Origin of the sequence: Pseudomonas sp. CP-1 (genome assembly GCF_021213715.1) — a bacterium.
In the GTDB taxonomy this organism is placed as follows: Bacteria; Pseudomonadota; Gammaproteobacteria; order Pseudomonadales; family Pseudomonadaceae; genus Pseudomonas; species Pseudomonas aeruginosa.
The window spans coordinates 163,818-179,516 of record NZ_JAJQKY010000008.1 but is presented as its reverse complement, the minus strand read 5'-3'; the positions used below and the strand labels follow the sequence as shown (position 1 = coordinate 179,516).

The 15,699-nt window shown below is 66.2% G+C and carries 16 protein-coding genes; 12 read left to right on the top strand and 4 right to left on the bottom strand.

Annotated elements, in window-relative coordinates; genetic code table 11:
• The first annotated feature begins 135 nt into the window (after positions 1-135).
• Genes LT948_RS17885 through LT948_RS17865 form a run of 5 tightly spaced genes read left to right on the top strand, consistent with a single transcriptional unit; the run spans position 136 to position 6,299 of the window.
• Complete coding sequence (locus LT948_RS17885; RefSeq protein ID WP_003135031.1) at positions 136-2,967, top strand: xanthine dehydrogenase family protein molybdopterin-binding subunit; 2,832 nt, start codon at positions 136-138, stop codon at positions 2,965-2,967.
• Positions 2,960-3,499 (top strand): (2Fe-2S)-binding protein, encoded by a 540-nt coding sequence (locus tag LT948_RS17880; protein ID WP_003094903.1) that lies wholly within the window; start codon positions 2,960-2,962, stop codon positions 3,497-3,499. Before LT948_RS17885 ends, LT948_RS17880 begins: the two co-directional genes overlap by 8 nt.
• A gap of 2 nt (positions 3,500-3,501) precedes the next feature.
• Positions 3,502-4,749 carry a cytochrome c gene (locus LT948_RS17875; RefSeq protein WP_003141588.1) on the top strand — a complete coding sequence of 416 codons (1,248 nt, stop codon included), beginning with the start codon at positions 3,502-3,504 and terminating at the stop codon, positions 4,747-4,749.
• A 3-nt stretch (positions 4,750-4,752) separates the two neighbouring features.
• On the top strand, positions 4,753-5,724 hold the full coding sequence (locus LT948_RS17870) for an XdhC family protein (protein WP_023092947.1): 972 nt from the start codon (positions 4,753-4,755) through the stop codon (positions 5,722-5,724).
• Positions 5,724-6,299 carry a nucleotidyltransferase family protein gene (locus tag LT948_RS17865; protein WP_003094898.1) on the top strand — a complete coding sequence of 192 codons (576 nt, stop codon included), beginning with the start codon at positions 5,724-5,726 and terminating at the stop codon, positions 6,297-6,299. Before LT948_RS17870 ends, LT948_RS17865 begins: the two co-directional genes overlap by 1 nt.
• Here the strand turns inward: LT948_RS17865 and LT948_RS17860 are convergent, their stop codons facing one another.
• Positions 6,300-7,424 carry a methyltransferase gene (locus tag LT948_RS17860; RefSeq protein WP_003135023.1) on the bottom strand — a complete coding sequence of 375 codons (1,125 nt, stop codon included), beginning with the start codon at positions 7,422-7,424 and terminating at the stop codon, positions 6,300-6,302.
• 327 nt (positions 7,425-7,751) lie between these two features.
• On the opposite strand from LT948_RS17860, the gene LT948_RS17855 reads away from it, so the two are divergent.
• Both LT948_RS17855 and LT948_RS17850 read left to right on the top strand, forming a co-directional pair.
• Complete coding sequence (locus LT948_RS17855) at positions 7,752-8,750, top strand: DctP family TRAP transporter solute-binding subunit (RefSeq protein ID WP_003094894.1); 999 nt, start codon at positions 7,752-7,754, stop codon at positions 8,748-8,750.
• 106 nt (positions 8,751-8,856) lie between these two features.
• Complete coding sequence (locus tag LT948_RS17850; RefSeq protein WP_003110878.1) at positions 8,857-9,633, top strand: ferredoxin--NADP reductase; 777 nt, start codon at positions 8,857-8,859, stop codon at positions 9,631-9,633.
• Between the two features lie 104 nt (positions 9,634-9,737).
• On the opposite strand, the gene mscL is transcribed toward LT948_RS17850, so the two are convergent.
• Positions 9,738-10,151 (bottom strand): large-conductance mechanosensitive channel protein MscL, encoded by a 414-nt coding sequence (gene mscL / locus LT948_RS17845; protein ID WP_003094890.1) that lies wholly within the window; start codon positions 10,149-10,151, stop codon positions 9,738-9,740.
• Between the two features lie 42 nt (positions 10,152-10,193).
• On the opposite strand from mscL, the gene LT948_RS17840 reads away from it, so the two are divergent.
• The 4 genes from LT948_RS17840 (at position 10,194) to LT948_RS17825 (ending at position 13,154) form a co-directional block, all read left to right on the top strand.
• Positions 10,194-10,682 (top strand): hypothetical protein, encoded by a 489-nt coding sequence (locus tag LT948_RS17840; RefSeq protein WP_170869349.1) that lies wholly within the window; start codon positions 10,194-10,196, stop codon positions 10,680-10,682.
• A complete protein-coding gene (gene katB, locus LT948_RS17835; RefSeq protein ID WP_033995361.1) occupies positions 10,679-12,220 on the top strand; it encodes a catalase KatB in 1,542 nt (513 codons plus the stop codon). The genes LT948_RS17840 and katB overlap by 4 nt, the downstream gene beginning before the upstream one ends.
• A gap of 53 nt (positions 12,221-12,273) precedes the next feature.
• On the top strand, positions 12,274-12,825 hold the full coding sequence (locus LT948_RS17830; RefSeq protein ID WP_023875993.1) for an ankyrin repeat domain-containing protein: 552 nt from the start codon (positions 12,274-12,276) through the stop codon (positions 12,823-12,825).
• Positions 12,826-12,899: 74 nt separating this feature from the next.
• Positions 12,900-13,154 (top strand): YdcH family protein, encoded by a 255-nt coding sequence (locus tag LT948_RS17825; protein WP_003094873.1) that lies wholly within the window; start codon positions 12,900-12,902, stop codon positions 13,152-13,154.
• 61 nt (positions 13,155-13,215) lie between these two features.
• On the opposite strand, the gene LT948_RS17820 is transcribed toward LT948_RS17825, so the two are convergent.
• Positions 13,216-13,650, bottom strand: coding sequence for a CopD family protein (locus LT948_RS17820; protein ID WP_003110876.1), 435 nt, complete (start codon positions 13,648-13,650; stop codon positions 13,216-13,218).
• A gap of 109 nt (positions 13,651-13,759) precedes the next feature.
• Here LT948_RS17820 and radA point away from each other — a divergent pair, with 109 nt between their 5' ends.
• Complete coding sequence (gene radA, locus LT948_RS17815) at positions 13,760-15,121, top strand: DNA repair protein RadA (protein WP_003094867.1); 1,362 nt, start codon at positions 13,760-13,762, stop codon at positions 15,119-15,121.
• 6 nt (positions 15,122-15,127) lie between these two features.
• Here the strand turns inward: radA and mapZ are convergent, their stop codons facing one another.
• Positions 15,128-15,505, bottom strand: a complete 378-nt coding sequence (mapZ, locus tag LT948_RS17810) for a cyclic di-GMP-binding protein MapZ (protein ID WP_003094864.1) — start codon at positions 15,503-15,505, stop codon at positions 15,128-15,130.
• Positions 15,506-15,699 lie beyond the last annotated feature (194 nt).

Sequence of the window (15,699 nt, the reverse complement as noted above, 5' to 3'; positions counted from 1 at the left end):
CGGGTGCGACTTGTCGCTAAAATTAACTCCTGAGTCAGGTTTTTCCGCCTGCGTGCTCCACTTCGTCCGTCCGGACGAGCTGTTCAAGCCTGAATAACGACATGGGTGGGAACCGTACCACCCAGAGGAACTTGCATGTCCAACCGTGATATATCCCGGCGCGCCTTTCTCCAGGGCGGGTTGATCGCCGGCGTGGGTGTCACCCTGGCGCCGCTCGGCAGCCAGGCGTTCGCTGCCTTGTTCGAGAACCAGGTGACCGTTTCCGCCCAGCGCTGGATGGCGGGCAACGGCCAGGTCCGTTTCCGTAACGACGCCTTGTCCAAGGTCTGCGGCAACAAGGTGTTCGCCCGCGATATCCGCGCCAGGGACATGCCCGGCTGGCCGCAGCAGCAAGGCCACGCCATGTTGCTGAAGACCGTTCGCGCCGACCGCATCTACGAAGGCCACGACCTTTCCTGGCTGGGCGCCGAATTGCAGCCGGACCGTATCGTCACCGCCGCCGACCTGGAGAAGGACGGCATCGTCTTCCCCGAGGCGCATTCGCCCGATCCGCTCCTGCCGCCGGGCAAGGTGCCGATGTTCATCGGCCATCCGGTGGCGATCCTGATCTGGAACGACTTCGAGCGCTTCCGCCGGGCCAAGCTCAAGCTCAAGTTCAACGACAAGGCGATCCGCTATGGCGCCCAGGCCCCGCTGTACCAGGGCGATCCCTACGGCAGCTATCGCTTCGTCCGGGTCGGCGGCAAGACGCCCTACGAGGACGACGAGTTCTCCAGCCTGAAGGACTCGATGCTGTTCCCCACCATCCTCAACCGCAAACCGGTATGGACCCGCGAGCCGAAGCTGCACGGCGACCTCACCGAGCAGGGGCTGTTCCATGCCAAGCGCATGGCCGAGCAACTGGAAAACCCGCCGCAGGACTGGCTGGTCTTCGACGAGCGCTACAAGACCCCATCGATCGAGCCGGCGGCATTGGAGCCGGACAACGGCAACGGCTGGTACGACGCGGCGAGCAAGACCTTGCACTTCGTGGTCGCCACCCAGTGCCCGTTCGAAGTCGCCTACGAAAGCGTGCACATGATCAAGCCGTCGCGCTTCGCCCTGGAGAAGCTCAACATCCATCCGGGCTATACCGTCGGCTACGGCTCCAAGGACAACAACATCTTCGTCTTCTATGCCGCGCTCGCCGCGCTGTATGGCGAGGGTGTGCCGGTGCGCCTGGCCAACGACCGCTACGAGCAGTTCCAGAGCGGCATCAAGCGCCACCCGTTCGACATCCGCTACCAACTGGCGGTAGACAGGAACGACCTCGGCTTCCGCATCTTCCGCGCCGACATGAGCGCCGACGGCGGCGGGCGCGCCAACTACAGCGCCTCGGTGGCGGCGGTGGGCGCCACCGCCGCGCAGTCGATCTACTACATGCCGCAGAACGACCTGGCGGTCACCGCCTATCATTCGCGCGGCGTGGAGGCCGGCTCGATGCGCGGCTACGGTACCCTGCAGACCATGGCCGCGACCGAGATGATGGTCGACGAGATCGCTGGCCGGCTGGGCGTCGACGCCATCGACCTGCGTCGTCGCAACGCTCTGCGCTCGGGCATGAAGAACACCCAGGGCGCGGTCCCGGCCGGTGCCCTGCGCCTGCACGAGATCCTCGACAAGGCCGCTGCCCACGAGGTGTGGAAGGACCGCGACGCACGCAAGAAGCGCTTCGACGCGGAGGACCCGGACAACTGGTATGGGGTCGGCTTCGCCATTTGCCAGAAGGACTTCGGCACCGGTGCCGAGGCGCCGATGGCGAGCATCGAGTTCAGCGCCGACGGGCGCATCAGCCTGCGCCACATCGGCACCGAGATCGGTACCGGGATGTCCACCTCGCAGGCCTTCGTGGTCGGCGACTTCCTCGGCCGTCCGGCGGACGAGGTGAAGACCGCCGAGACCGAATGGCCCGAGCTGCGGCTCACCACCAAGGGCAATCCCTACCTGATGAGCCAGGCCGAGCAGGACGCCGCGCTACGCGATCCGCGCTGGGTCGGCAAGCTGGCCTCGCCGTCGTCGGCGACCAACTCGGCGTTCTATTTCAGCCACGCCACCCGCGAAGCCGCGCGCGTACTGTTCAACCACGGCCTGTGGCCGGCGGCCCTGGCGCTGTGGCGCAGCGGTCCGTTCGGCGGCCAGGCCAATCCCTATGTGGTGCGCCGCGAAAACGCGGTATGGGTCGACGGCCAGTTGACCGGCAACGGCCTGGCGCCGATTCCCTTCGCCGAGCTGGCGAAGAAGGCCCACGAGATGGGCCTGGTCACCGGTGTCAGCGTCCACGGCTTCAACCGCTGGAGCTGGGCCGAGGCGGACTTCGTCATCGATGGCGTGCGCGAACGCCTGCCGCTCGACGCCATGGCGGTGAAGTACGGCGACGGCGCGCCGGGAGTGAAGAAGGCGATGATGAACAGCGCCGGCTTCCACCTGCTCGACCGGCAGAATCCGGCTTATCCGGCGACCCAGCTGAACAACGCGATGGTCACCTACTACAGTCCGGTGGCGACCCTGGTCGAGCTGAAGGTGAACAAGGGCAGCGGCGAGGTGCAGGTGCTCGACCACCATTCCTGGATCGAGTGCGGCCGGGTGCTGGTGCCAGAGCTGGTCAAGGGCCAGCTGGAGGGCGGCATCGCCATGGGTATCGGCCATGCGCTGCTGGAGGAAATGCCGCTCTACGAGGGCGGCCCCGCGGAAGGGGACTGGAACTTCAACCGCTACCGGTTGCCGCGGGCGAAGGACGTGGCGGTGTGGAACCAGACGGCGGAGATCCTCCCGCCGCTGTCACCGACCGATCCGGCCAAGGGCATCGCCGAGGTGGTGATGATCCCGGTGGTCGGCGCCATCGCCAACGCCGTGGCGCACGCCACCGGCAAGCGCGTCCGCGACCTGCCCATCACTCCCGCCCGCATCAAGGAGGCCCTCCATGGCTAACCGCAAGCTCCAGATGACCCTCAACGGTCAAGCCGTCGGTCCGGTGGAGGTCGCCGAAGACCTGCCGATGATCGACTACCTGCACGAATACCAGAACCTCACCGGCTCGCGCCTGGGCTGTGGCCAGGGCATCTGCCATGCCTGCGTGGTGATCGTCGACAATCCGGACGGCACCAGCGAGGAAGTGCGCACCTGCATCACCGGCGCGCACTACTTCGACGGCAAGAAGGTTCGCACCATCGAGGGCCATGCCCAGCGCGACGAGAACGGCGACATCCGCGAGCTGAACCCGATCCAGCAGAAGTTCGTCGACCAGTTCGCCTTCCAGTGCAGCTATTGCGCGCCGGGCTTCGTCAACGCCGCCACCGTGCTGGTGGAAAAAGCCCAGCGCCAGCCGATCAAGCGCAGCGAGCTGGAGCAGGCGATCGAGGACAGCCTCGGCCATCACATCTGCCGTTGCACCGGCTACGTGCGCTACTACAGCGCCACCCGCGACGTGCTCGACGAACTCGGCCTGGTCAAGGAGGCTTGAGGATGAAACGCACCCTTTCCGGCCTCGCCCTGGCGCTGGCCGCGCTGTCGCCGTTCTTGGCCTCCGCCGCCGGCGCCGACGCGGCGCTGGTCAAGCGCGGCGAATACCTCGCCCGCGCCGCCGACTGCATGGCCTGCCATACCGCCGAGGGCGGCGCGCCGTTCGCCGGCGGGCTGCCGATCCAGTCGCCGTTCGGCACCATCTACGGCACCAACATCACCCCGGACAAGGAACACGGCATCGGCGCCTACAGCGCCGACGAGTTCTTCGCCGCTCTTACCGAGGGCAAGCGCAAGGACGGCGCCTACCTCTATCCGGCGATGCCCTACACCTCCTATCACCTGATCGAGCGCGAGGATGCCGACGCCATCTACGCCTACCTGATGGCCCAGGAGCCGATCGCCCGGCCGGCGCCGCAGACCAGCCTGAGCTTCCCGTTCAACGTGCGCATGGGCCTGGCCGGCTGGAACCTGCTCTACGGCAAGAGCGTGCGCTTGCAGCCGGAGGAAGGGCGCAGCGAGGCCTGGAAACGCGGGCAGTACATGGTCGAGGTGCTCGGCCACTGCGGCGAGTGCCATACCCCGCGCAACCTGGCCGGCGCCCTGGAGCAGGACAAGCGCCTGAGCGGCGGCCTGCTCAACGGCTACCTGGCGCCCAGCCTGCTGCCCGGCGACCTTGCCGCGCGCGGTTGGACCCAGCCGGACCTGGCGAGCTTCCTCAAGCACGGCATGAGCGCCCAGGGCAGCATGTTCAACGAGATGTTCCCGGTGGTGCACCACAGCACCCAGCACCTCGACGACGGCGACCTGGCGGCCATGGCCACCTACCTGCTCGGCGACCAGCCGCCGCCGGCCAAGGTGGTCCAGGCGCTACCCGAGGCGCAGCTGAACGACAGCGGCAAGCGCGGTCGCCAGCAGTACCTCAACGTCTGCGCCGGCTGCCACGGCGGCGAAGGCGAGGGCAAGCCGCATATCGCGGTGGCGATGAACGGCAACACTACCCTGCGCCTGCAAGACCCGCGTAATCTGTTGCGAGTGATCGAAGACGGCATCGTCGAACAGCAGTTCACCGGCTTCGAACGCATGCAACCGATGCCCGGTTTCGCCGGGAAACTCGACGACGAGCAACTCACGGACCTGCTCAACTACCTGCGCCAGACCTGGGGCGGATTGCCCGGTGACCTCGGTCCCCAACAGGTCGCGCAATTGAAGACGGAGAGCGCTTCGGTGCATACCGTCAAGGTGAAGTGAATCGTGCAACACCTCGATCTACAGGTGGTCCGCCAGGCGCTGAAGTGGTCCGTGGGCGGCGAACGGGTGTGGTTCTGTACCGTGCTCACGACCTACGGCTCGGCGCCCCGCGCGCCGGGATCGCTGCTGGCGGTGAACGCCAGCGGTGAATGGATCGGCTCGCTGTCCGGCGGCTGCGTCGAGGATGATTTCCTCGAGCGGGTCGCCGCCGGCGGTTTCCCCGAGCCCTCGGTGATCGTGCGCTACGGCGAGGGTGACGACCCGAACTCGAACGTGCGCCTGCCCTGCGGCGGCATCCTCGACGTACTGGTGGAAAACCTGGCGCCGGACTGCGACGTCCAGGCCCATCTGCGCGAGCTGGAGTCGGCGTTGCTTGGCCAGCGCCGCCTGCTCCGCGAGGTCGAACTGGGCAGCGGCGCGCGCAGCCTGCGCGACGATTCCAGCCACGGCCCACGGGCGGAACGCGACGGCGAGCGCGTGCGCCTGCGCGTCGGTGCCGCCCAGCGCCTGTTGCTGGCCGGCTATTCCAGCGTCGCCCATGCCTGCGCCGAGTTCGGCAAGGGCCTGGGCTTCGAGGTGATCCTCTGCGACCCGCGCGAAGAAGCCTTGCGCGGCGTGCTGCTGGAGGGGATCGAGATCCGTCGCGAGCTGCCCTCGCTGTTCATCGCCGACGGCGGTTGCCACGCCGATACGGCGGTGGTGGCGTTGACCCACGATCCGAAGATCGACGACCTGGCGATGCTCGAGGCGGTGCGTACCGAAGCTTTCTATATCGGCGTGATGGGGTCGCGGGCGACCTCGGAGAAACGCTTCGAGCGCCTGCGGCGCATCGGCGGCCTGGGCGACGCCGAACTGGCGCGGATCCACGCGCCGATCGGCCTCAACCTGGGGAGCAAGACGCCGGCGGAAATCGCCCTGGCGGTGCTGGCGGACATTCTTCGCATCCGCAACGGCATTCCCCGCGAGCGGCTCTGATGGTCGCCGCCGACGAGGTGCTGTGCCTGGTCCTGGCGGCCGGGCAGGGGCGCCGTTTCGGCAGCGACAAGCGCCTGGCGCGCCTGGCTGATGGCACGACCCTGCTGGCGGCCAGCGTGGCGCGGGCGCGCGAGGCGTTCGCCGAGGTGCGGGTGGTGGTGCGTGCCGGAGACACCCCGGCGAGCCTGGGCCTGCCGGCGCAACAGCGGCTTGTCCACAGCCTCGACGCCTCGTCGGGCATGGGCCACAGCCTGGCCGCCGGCGTCGCGGCGGCGAGGAACAGCCCGGCCCGGGCCATCGCCGTCCTGCTCGGCGACATGCCCTGGATCGCCGCCGATACCCTCGAGCGTCTGGCCGCGATGGCCACTCCCGAAGCCATCGTGTTTCCCCTGTACGACGGCCAGCGCGGTCATCCGGTGCTGTTCGGCCGCGCTTTCTGGGACGCGCTTGCGCAACTGGACGGCGACCAGGGCGCGCGCCGCGTGCTGCTGGCCCATCGTCCGGCCTGGCGCGAGGTACCGTGCGACGATCCGGGCGTACTCCGCGACGTGGACACCCCGGCGGCGCTCGGCTGACTATTTTCCCGCTTTCAGGATCACGAACTTCGGATTCGCCGCGACCTGCTCGACCCCGCGGAACAGCCGCTTGAGCTTGGCGTGGTAGCCCAGGTGGCGGTTGCCGACGATCCACAGTTCGCCGCCCGCCGCCAGGGCATCGCGAGCCTGGAGAAACATGCGCCAGGCGAGGAAGTCGCCGACCACCTGCTGCTGGTGGAACGGCGGGTTGCACAGGACCAGGTCCAGCGAGCCCGCCGCCTGGCCGGCCAGGCCATCGTCGGCGCGGAACGTCGCCGGCCGCTCGCCCAGCGCTGCTTGCCAGTTTTCCCGTGCCGACTGCACGGCCATGTACGACTCATCCACCAGGGTCAGCTCGGCCTGCGGGTTGAGCAGCGCGTAGGCGATGCCGAGCACCCCGTTGCCGCAGCCCAGGTCGGCGGCGCGTAGCGCGCCGAGGCTGCGCGGCAGGTGCGGGAGGAAGGCGCGGGTGCCGATGTCGAGACCTTCTCGGCAGAATACGTTGGCGTGGTTGAGCAGCGTCAGCGGCGGCTGCTCCAGGTGATAGCGGGTCGGATAGGGCGAGCGCGGTTGCGGGCGCTCCGCTGCCTCGGCGATCAGCAGGCGGGCCTTCTTCACCGCCAGCGAAGCGTGCATCGGGCCGATGTAGCGTTCCAGCAGGTCGCCGGCGGCGCGTGGCAAGTGCTTGACCATCCCCGCGGCGACGACCTGCGCGCCCGGTGCCAGTTGGCCGTGCAGGCGGATCAGTTGCTCCTCCAGCAACGCGAGGGTCTTCGGCACCTTGACCAACACGTGATCGAAGGGCCCCACGGCGGTTTCGCTGGCCGGGACGAAGCGCACCGAGCCCAGGTCGAGGCCGTTGCGCGCGAGGTTCTTGCGCAGGGCAAGGAAGCCCAGGTGCGAATCGCCGCTGCTGGTGACCTGGACGTGCGGCGCCAGGCTCGCGGCGAGGGCGCCGAAGGCGTCGTTGAGGACCAGCACCCGGCATTGCGCCGTCACGCCCCGTTCGTGCAACTGGTTGAGCAGGTATTCGTCGGCGGCGTCGAACGCCTGGAGGGGCTCGCCGTCCTGCTCGGGCTGGCGGACCAGATCGAGCTGGGCGAAGGGGGTGGCGAATAGAGGCATCGGGTTCCCGGCGGGGCGAATCCCGCTCGTCAATTAACAATCTGTCGAAACTGAGAGCTGGTTGGAGTTCTCCAGCTTGTGCGGCACACGGATATGCCGAAAAATTCTTTACCCGGCTCTGGTTAGTCGTTTCCTTACCGACGAGTCATCCAGCCGGGCACGCCAATAATAACCGGGCTAGGGCTTCGATAGCGCCTGTCATGACCCGGTAGCGCCTGGACGGGCGCCTTCGCCACTTCGAGCGGCGACCGTCACCCAACCCGTTTTCCGAACGAGACCCGTGCGAGCCGTCGCGGGGCTCGTCGTTGCCATCGCACAGGTACATCGATGTTCAAGCCGTTTGTCGGTGTGGCGCTCGCCGCACTGTTCGCCGTTTCCGCCGTCGCCCATGCCGAGGACGCCGGCCCGATCGTGATCAAGTTCTCCCATGTGGTCTCCGACGACACGCCCAAGGGCAAGGGGGCGCTGTTGTTCAAGAAGCTTGCCGAGGAGCGTCTGCCGGGCAAGGTCAAGGTCGAGGTCTACCCCAACTCGACGCTGTTCGGCGACGCCGACGAGATCGAGGCCCTGCGCGCCAACAAGGTGCAGATGCTGGCCACCTCACTGTCCAAGTTCGAGCCCTATACCAAGCAACTCCAGGTGTTCGACCTGCCGTTCCTGTTCGATGACCTGGAGGCCCTGAAGCGTTTCCAGAAGCGCGACAAGAGCCGCGAACTGCTGCGCTCCATGGCCAAGCACGGTATCTATGGCCTGGCCTACTGGAACAACGGCATGAAGCAGCTTTCCGCCACTCGCGAGCTGCACCGGCCGGACGATGCCAAGGGCCTGGTCTTCCGTATCCAGCCGTCGTCGGTGCTGGAAGCGCAGTTCGCCATGCTCGGCGCCACCGCCAAGCAGTTGTCCTACGCCGAGACCCTCAAGGCTATGCAGGCCGGCAGCGTGCAGGGCACCGAGAACACCTGGTCGAACCTCGCCGGACAGAAGATCGACAGCGTGCAGCCGTACATCACCGAGACCAATCACGGCGCGCTCAGCTACATGCTGATCACCAGCTCGGCATTCTGGACCAGCATCCCCTACCAGACCCGCACTGAACTGGAGAGCATCGTCGACGAGGTCACCCTGGTGGTGAACAAGGAAGCCGAAGCGCTGAACCAGAAGGAGCGCGAGCACCTGCTGGCCGCCGGCAAGAGCCGCCTGGTCAGCCTCAGCGCGGAAGAGCACGAGGCCTGGCGCAACGCCATGAAGCCGCTGTGGAAGAACTACGAGGCGCAGATCGGCAGCGACGTGCTGCGTGCGGCCCAGGTGGTCAACCGCAAGCGCTGATCGGCCGCTGGCTATTCCCGTCAGCGGGGATAGCCACAAGCCTTGCGGGTGTTTCTGCCGGGTGCTTTGCGGGACACTAGGGGAGTATCGGTATCCGGAGCGGACCATGACCGCCAGCGAAGAGAAATTCACCCGCCAGACGCTGCTCGACGTGCAGCCTCTGACTCCCAACCTGTTCACCCTGCGTACCAGCCGCGACGCGGGATTCCGGTTCCGCGCCGGGCAATTCGCCCGGCTCGGCGTGTACAAGCCCAGCGGCAGTATCGTCTGGCGCGCCTACTCGATGGTTTCGGCGCCTCATGACGAATTCCTCGACTTCTTTTCCATCGTCGTCCCGGACGGCGAGTTCACCAGCGAACTCAGCCGCCTGCGCGAGGGCGACCAGTTGCTGGTCGATCGCCAGGCCTTCGGCTTCCTCACCCTCGACCGCTTCGTGGATGGTCGTGACCTTTGGCTGCTGGCCACCGGTACCGGTGTGGCGCCGTTCGTCTCGATCCTGCAGGACTTCGAGGTCTGGGAGCGCTTCGAAAGCATCAAGCTGGTCTACAGCGTGCGCGAGAGCAAGGAGCTGGCCTACCGCGAGCTGATCGCCGGCCTCGCCGAGCGCGAATACCTGGCCGAGCATGCCCACAAGCTGCAGTTCATCCCGGTGGTGACCCGCGAGCAGGTACCCGGTTGCCTGAACGGACGTATCACCACGCTGATCGAGAACGGCGATCTGGAGCGTGCCGCCGACCTGGAACTGACCCCGGAGCATTCGCGAGTGATGCTCTGCGGCAACCCGCAGATGATCGAGGACACCCGCGCCGTGCTGAAGGCTCGCGGCATGAACCTCAGTCTGACCCGGCGCCCGGGGCAGGTGGCGGTGGAGAACTACTGGTAGGTGCGTGCCCGCGCAGTAGCGGCGGATAGCGCCGCCGCCCGGCCTGTTGTCCGGCAATGAAAAAGGGCCCGTTCGGGCCCTTTTTCATTGTTCCGCCGACGTGATCACGACTTGTTCTGCTGGGCTTTCAGCAGGTCGCGGATCTCGGTCAGCAGGGTTTCTTCGGCACTCGGCACTGGCGGTTCGGACGGCGCGACGGCTTCTTCGCGCTTGAGGCGGTTGATCGCCTTGACCCCCATGAAGATGGCGAAGGCCACGATGACGAAGTCGAGTATGGTCTGAATGAACTTGCCATAGGCCAGCACCACCGCCGGCACGTCGCCTTCGGCGGCCTTCAACGTTATCGCCAGGTCGGAGAAGTCGACTCCGCCGATCAGCAGTCCGATCGGCGGCATGATCACATCGCCCACGAAGGACGAGACGATCTTGCCGAAGGCCGCGCCGATGATGATACCGACAGCCATATCCACGACATTGCCCTTGACGGCAAAGGCTTTGAATTCACTCAGAAGACCCATGGGTTCACTCCCTGTATTTCGCTAATAGGTAAAGGCAGTCTAATGCAGCCTTCGGCAAGTTGCTCAGGCTGGAAGATTGGTGTTTTGGTTCCCCCCGGCAACGCGAAAATTCGCAAGGCATACGTTTGCGTCGGGTCTTGTGGGGAGAAACGAAGTTTAGAGGAAAAACATTACACTCATGTCGATTTTCAGGAATTCGCCAAGAAAGAAGACAAAGCAACTTCGGCAACTTGGAACTGCGCCATGCAGATGCCGGAAGTTAAAGTTGGAGCGGCGAGGTTCTCCGACCTAACTTCGCAGGCAAATAACGAAGGTGAACTCGTTTACCGGCGAGCGGACTGGGAGTACCTGGTGCACCAGCGCGGGCGTTCTTCGGCTGGCGGTCTTTTTTATTTCTTTTTGCGATTCATGGGCGCATTGATATTCCTAATCGGCGCGGTGAGGTTTTTCAATTTAGCGTCGCCGGCGGCGCTCCTTACCTTGGTCGGGCGCAACAAGACGCCTGACAAGCCATTAGGAGCTCTTCCATGATCCCTTCCCTGAACGCCTTCCGTCCCGGCCGCCTGCTGGTGGCGGCAAGCCTGACCGCCAGCCTCCTGTCGCTGTCCGTGCAGGCCGCGACCCTGACCCGTGACAACGGTGCGCCAGTGGGCGACAACCAGAACTCTCAGACCGCCGGGCCCAACGGTTCGGTGCTGCTGCAGGACGTGCAACTGCTGCAGAAGCTGCAACGTTTCGACCGCGAGCGTATTCCCGAACGCGTGGTGCATGCCCGCGGCACCGGCGCCCATGGCGAGTTCGTCGCCAGCGCCGATATCAGCGACCTGAGCATGGCCAAGGTCTTCCGCAAGGGCGAGAAGACCCCGGTATTCGTGCGCTTCTCCGCTGTGGTGCACGGCAACCACTCCCCGGAAACCCTGCGCGATCCACGCGGTTTCGCCACCAAGTTCTATACCGCAGACGGCAATTGGGACCTGGTGGGCAACAACTTCCCGACCTTCTTCATCCGCGATGCGATCAAGTTCCCGGACATGGTCCATGCCTTCAAGCCGGACCCGCGCAGCAACCTCGACGACGACTCGCGACGCTTCGATTTCTTCTCCCACGTGCCGGAGGCGACCCGCACCCTGACCCTGCTGTATTCCAACGAGGGCACCCCGGCCAGCTACCGGGAAATGGACGGCAACAGCGTGCATGCCTACAAGCTGGTCAACGCCAGGGGCGAAGTGCACTACGTGAAGTTCCACTGGAAGAGCCTGCAGGGCCAGAAGAACCTCAATCCGAAACAGGTGGCGGAAGTCCAGGGTCGCGACTACAGCCACATGACCAATGACCTGGTGAGCGCGATCCGGAAGGGCGACTTCCCGAAATGGGACCTGTACATCCAGGTGCTCAAGCCCGAGGACCTGGCGAAATTCGACTTCGATCCGCTGGACGCGACCAAGATCTGGCCGGGCATTCCCGAGCGCAAGATCGGCCAGATGGTGCTGAACCGCAACGTCGACAACTTCTTCCAGGAAACCGAACAGGTCGCCATGGCACCGTCGAACCTGGTGCCGGGCATCGAGCCTTCCGAGGATCGCCTGCTCCAGGGACGGCTGTTCGCCTACGCCGACACCCAGATGTACCGGGTCGGCGCCAACGGCCTGGGCCTGCCGGTCAACCGCCCGCGCAGCGAGGTCAATACCGTCAACCAGGACGGCGCGCTGAACGCCGGACACAGTACCAGCGGGGTGAACTACCAGCCGAGCCGGCTCGATCCGCGCGAGGAGCAGGCCAGCGCCCGCTACGTGCGGACCCCGCTGAGCGGCACCACCCAGCAGGCGAAGATCCAGCGCGAGCAGAACTTCAAGCAGACCGGCGAGCTGTTCCGCTCCTACGGCAAGAAGGACCAGGCCGACCTGATCGCCAGTCTCGGCGGGGCGTTGGCGATCACCGACGACGAGAGCAAGTACATCATGCTTTCCTACTTCTACAAGGCTGACAGCGACTACGGTACGGGCCTGGCCAAGGTGGCCGGGGCCGATCTGCAGCGCGTCCGGCAACTGGCGGCGAAGCTCCAGGATTGATCGCAACCGGGGCGGCCATCCAGGCCGCCCTTCCTCTATCGGTTTGGCGGGAGATGACGACGATGCGAGGTTGGATTCTGGCAGGCTTGCTGCTCGCGGCGCTGGCCGCGCAGGCTGGCGAGGTGCATGGGGTCGAGGTCGAAGCGCGGTTGCGCGACTACTTCTTCGATGCCGCCCGACGCGGTGACCAGGCCATGCTGAAGGAATTCGTCGAGGCCGGCTTCGACCTCGATGTGCAGGATGCCAAGGGCTATACCGCGCTGATCCTGGCCGCCTACCACGGCCATGGCGGAGCGGTGGAACAATTGCTGGAGGCCGGTGCCGACCCCTGCGTCCAGGATGCGCGCGGCAACACCGCCCTGATGGGCGCCATCTTCAAGGGCGAGGTCCGCATCGCCCGGCGCCTGATCGGCGCGCAATGCAGCCCCGACCAGCGCAACGGCGCAGGGCAGACCGCGGCCATGTACGCGGCGCTGTTCGAGCGCGAGGAGCTGCTCCAGGCGCTGTCGGCGCGCGGTGCCGACCTTGGCGCCCGCGATGCGCTGGGCAACAGCGTGGAAAGCCTGCGACGCGGCGAACTGAACGGCACTGCGGCGGCGAAGTGATCGGGGGCAATGTTCGGAGGAGGCCTGCTGGGCTAGTCTGGATGTGTCGTATACAACGTCAGAGGAGGTCCGTCATGCCGCTCGAGCAACATCCGCTTTCCCGGGAGTTTCCGGATTTTCATGCCGAACTGAAGCAACTTCATGGCAACGACGCCCACTTCACTCGCCTGGCGACGGACTATGAGAGCCTCGACAAGCGCATCTACGAGGTCGAGGGCGGTCGCGAACCCCTCGACGACCTGGCGCTGCAGGGGTTGAAGCAGCAACGGGTGCAACTCAAGGACGAAATCGCCGAGAGGCTGAGGAAGGCCAACGGAAAAGGCCATTGATTCATTCACGACAACGGTATGAAAAAGGGCGCCTCCGGCGCCCTTTTTCATGTGGGCATGCTCAGAAGGCGCCGCCGAAACGGAAACTCTGTCCGACCGCGACGAAACACAGGCCCACCAGGGTGATCGCGGCGATGTGCCAGCCCAGCTTCGGCAGGCTCTCGGCGTCCAGGTTCGGGATCAGGCGCAGGCGCGCATGCACGCCCAGGGCGGCGGTCGCCGCCAGGAGCAGCAGCTTGAGCTGCAGGGCACGGGCCACCGGCGTGGCGCCGAACCAGTGGTCGAACGGCAGCCACAGGCTGGCCAGCCACAGGCCGCTGACCACCTGCAACAGCAGGGCGGGGATGCCGATCCGCTCGTAGACCTGCTCGAAGGCGCGGATCGCCTGGGGATCGCGGCGGCGCAGGGCGCCGGGGAGGATGCCGAGGGCCAGGACCAAGTGGCCGCCGACCCAGATCGCGGCACCCAGCAGGTGCAGGAACAGCAGTGTGCGCATGGAAGTCTCCTTGTCCGGCCATCAGTGTCGCGCGAAGCGCGGTCGATCGAGGCTGATCGGAATCAAGCCAGCGGCTATCATCTGCGCTTTGCCCGCGAGAGGAGTTCCCATGGCCAAGGCCAAGCGCATGTACGGCTGCACCGAGTGCGGCGCGACCTTCCCGAAATGGGCCGGCCAGTGCGCGGACTGCGGGGCCTGGAACACCCTGGTGGAGACCGTCGTCGAGGCCGCGCCGAGCGGCTCCGGGCGCGGCGGCTGGGCCGGCCAGCAGGCCAACCTGAAGACCCTGGCGGAGGTCAGCGTCGAGGAGATGCCGCGCTTCACGACCGGTTCCACCGAACTGGATCGGGTTCTCGGCGGCGGCCTGGTGGACGGGTCGGTGGTGCTGATCGGCGGCGATCCCGGCATCGGCAAGTCGACCATTCTCCTGCAGACCCTTTGCAACCTGGCCAGCCGCGTCCCGGCGCTGTACGTCACCGGCGAGGAATCCCAGCAGCAGGTGGCGATGCGCGCGCGGCGCCTGTCGTTGCCGGAAGACAAGCTCAAGGTGATGACCGAGACCAGCATCGAGACCATCATCGCCACCGCGCGCCAGGAGCAGCCGCGGGTGATGGTGATCGACTCGATCCAGACCATCTTCACCGAGCAGTTGCAATCGGCGCCGGGCGGCGTCGCCCAGGTCCGCGAGAGCGCCGCGATGCTGGTGCGCTATGCCAAGCAGAGCGGCACGGCGATCTTCCTGGTCGGCCACGTGACCAAGGAAGGCGCCCTGGCCGGCCCGCGGGTGCTCGAACACATGGTCGACACCGTACTGTATTTCGAAGGCGAGTCAGACGGCCGCCTGCGCCTGCTGCGGGCAGTGAAGAACCGCTTCGGCGCGGTCAACGAACTGGGAGTGTTCGGCATGACCGACAAAGGCCTGAAGGAAGTGAGCAACCCTTCGGCGATCTTCCTCACGCGGGCCCAGGAAGCGGTGCCCGGCAGCGTGGTGATGGCCACCTGGGAAGGCTCGCGGCCGATGCTGGTGGAGGTCCAGGCGCTGGTCGACACCAGTCACCTGGCGAATCCGCGGCGGGTGACCCTGGGCCTCGACCAGAACCGCCTGGCGATGCTGCTGGCGGTGCTGCACCGGCACGGCGGTATCCCGACCTACGACCAGGACGTGTTCCTCAACGTGGTGGGTGGGGTCAAGGTGCTGGAAACCGCCTCCGACCTGGCGTTGATGGCGGCGGTGATGTCCAGCCTGCGCAACCGCCCGCTGCCGCACGACCTGCTGGTGTTCGGCGAGGTCGGGCTGTCCGGCGAGGTGCGTCCGGTGCCGAGCGGCCAGGAGCGCCTGAAGGAAGCCGGCAAGCATGGTTTCAAGCGTGCCATCGTACCCCTCGGCAACGCGCCGAAGGAGGCGCCGGCGGGATTGCAGGTGATCGCCGTGACGCGCCTCGAGCAGGCCCTGGACGCCCTCTTCGAGTGATCCGCCTCAGTCGTCGTGGGCGCTGACCAGCAGGGCCAACTCGCGCTCGAGGAGTTCCTCGTCGCCCAGGTTCAGTTCCACCAGGCGGCGCAGGTGGCTGATGGAGTCGAGGTCGATGTGCTGGCATTCGAAGCCGAGCAGGCCGTCGCGAGCCCAGGCCAGGCTGATCTCCATGCGGATCAGTACATCCAGGCCCAGGTACAGGCGGGCCTCGAAGGGCCGTTGCGGGTCGCCGTTCCAGTCCTGCGGCTGGCCGACCAGGATGCCGTGCAGGGAGACGTCGTGGAGCAAGACCTCCCAGCGCCGTTCTCCCTGGAGGATCTCGCTGTCGGCGTCGAAGGCGATCCGGTGGAAACGTCGACGTTCGTCGTGCTGGTCACTCATGTCGCGATCCCTCGGTGCGCGCTGCTGGATACCACTATAGCCAAGCCATGCCGGCGGGGAAGTGGCGGAATTCGATCGGCGGTGCCGTCCGTCCCCGCCTGTGCGGCTGGATCGGCGGCATGTGTCCGAGTTTGACAGTTCGTCAAGTCTCGCCAAAGCTGCTAAAGCGTTTTTCTCCAAAATACAACTGCGGA

Excerpts from the sequence above, each read along its gene's own strand:
- LT948_RS17885 (WP_003135031.1), top strand. The coding sequence starts at position 136 with ATGTCCAACCGTGATATATCCCGGCGCGCCTTTCTCCAGGGCGGGTTG.
- LT948_RS17880 (WP_003094903.1), top strand. The coding sequence starts at position 2,960 with ATGGCTAACCGCAAGCTCCAGATGACCCTCAACGGTCAAGCCGTCGGT.
- LT948_RS17875 (WP_003141588.1), top strand. The coding sequence starts at position 3,502 with ATGAAACGCACCCTTTCCGGCCTCGCCCTGGCGCTGGCCGCGCTGTCG.
- LT948_RS17865 (WP_003094898.1), top strand. The coding sequence starts at position 5,724 with ATGGTCGCCGCCGACGAGGTGCTGTGCCTGGTCCTGGCGGCCGGGCAG.
- LT948_RS17860 (WP_003135023.1), bottom strand. The coding sequence starts at position 7,424 with ATGCCTCTATTCGCCACCCCCTTCGCCCAGCTCGATCTGGTCCGCCAG.
- LT948_RS17855 (WP_003094894.1), top strand. The coding sequence starts at position 7,752 with ATGTTCAAGCCGTTTGTCGGTGTGGCGCTCGCCGCACTGTTCGCCGTT.
- LT948_RS17850 (WP_003110878.1), top strand. The coding sequence starts at position 8,857 with ATGACCGCCAGCGAAGAGAAATTCACCCGCCAGACGCTGCTCGACGTG.
- mscL (WP_003094890.1), bottom strand. The coding sequence starts at position 10,151 with ATGGGTCTTCTGAGTGAATTCAAAGCCTTTGCCGTCAAGGGCAATGTC.
- LT948_RS17840 (WP_170869349.1), top strand. The coding sequence starts at position 10,194 with ATGCAGCCTTCGGCAAGTTGCTCAGGCTGGAAGATTGGTGTTTTGGTT.
- katB (WP_033995361.1), top strand. The coding sequence starts at position 10,679 with ATGATCCCTTCCCTGAACGCCTTCCGTCCCGGCCGCCTGCTGGTGGCG.
- LT948_RS17830 (WP_023875993.1), top strand. The coding sequence starts at position 12,274 with ATGACGACGATGCGAGGTTGGATTCTGGCAGGCTTGCTGCTCGCGGCG.
- LT948_RS17825 (WP_003094873.1), top strand. The coding sequence starts at position 12,900 with ATGCCGCTCGAGCAACATCCGCTTTCCCGGGAGTTTCCGGATTTTCAT.
- LT948_RS17820 (WP_003110876.1), bottom strand. The coding sequence starts at position 13,650 with ATGCGCACACTGCTGTTCCTGCACCTGCTGGGTGCCGCGATCTGGGTC.
- radA (WP_003094867.1), top strand. The coding sequence starts at position 13,760 with ATGGCCAAGGCCAAGCGCATGTACGGCTGCACCGAGTGCGGCGCGACC.
- mapZ (WP_003094864.1), bottom strand. The coding sequence starts at position 15,505 with ATGAGTGACCAGCACGACGAACGTCGACGTTTCCACCGGATCGCCTTC.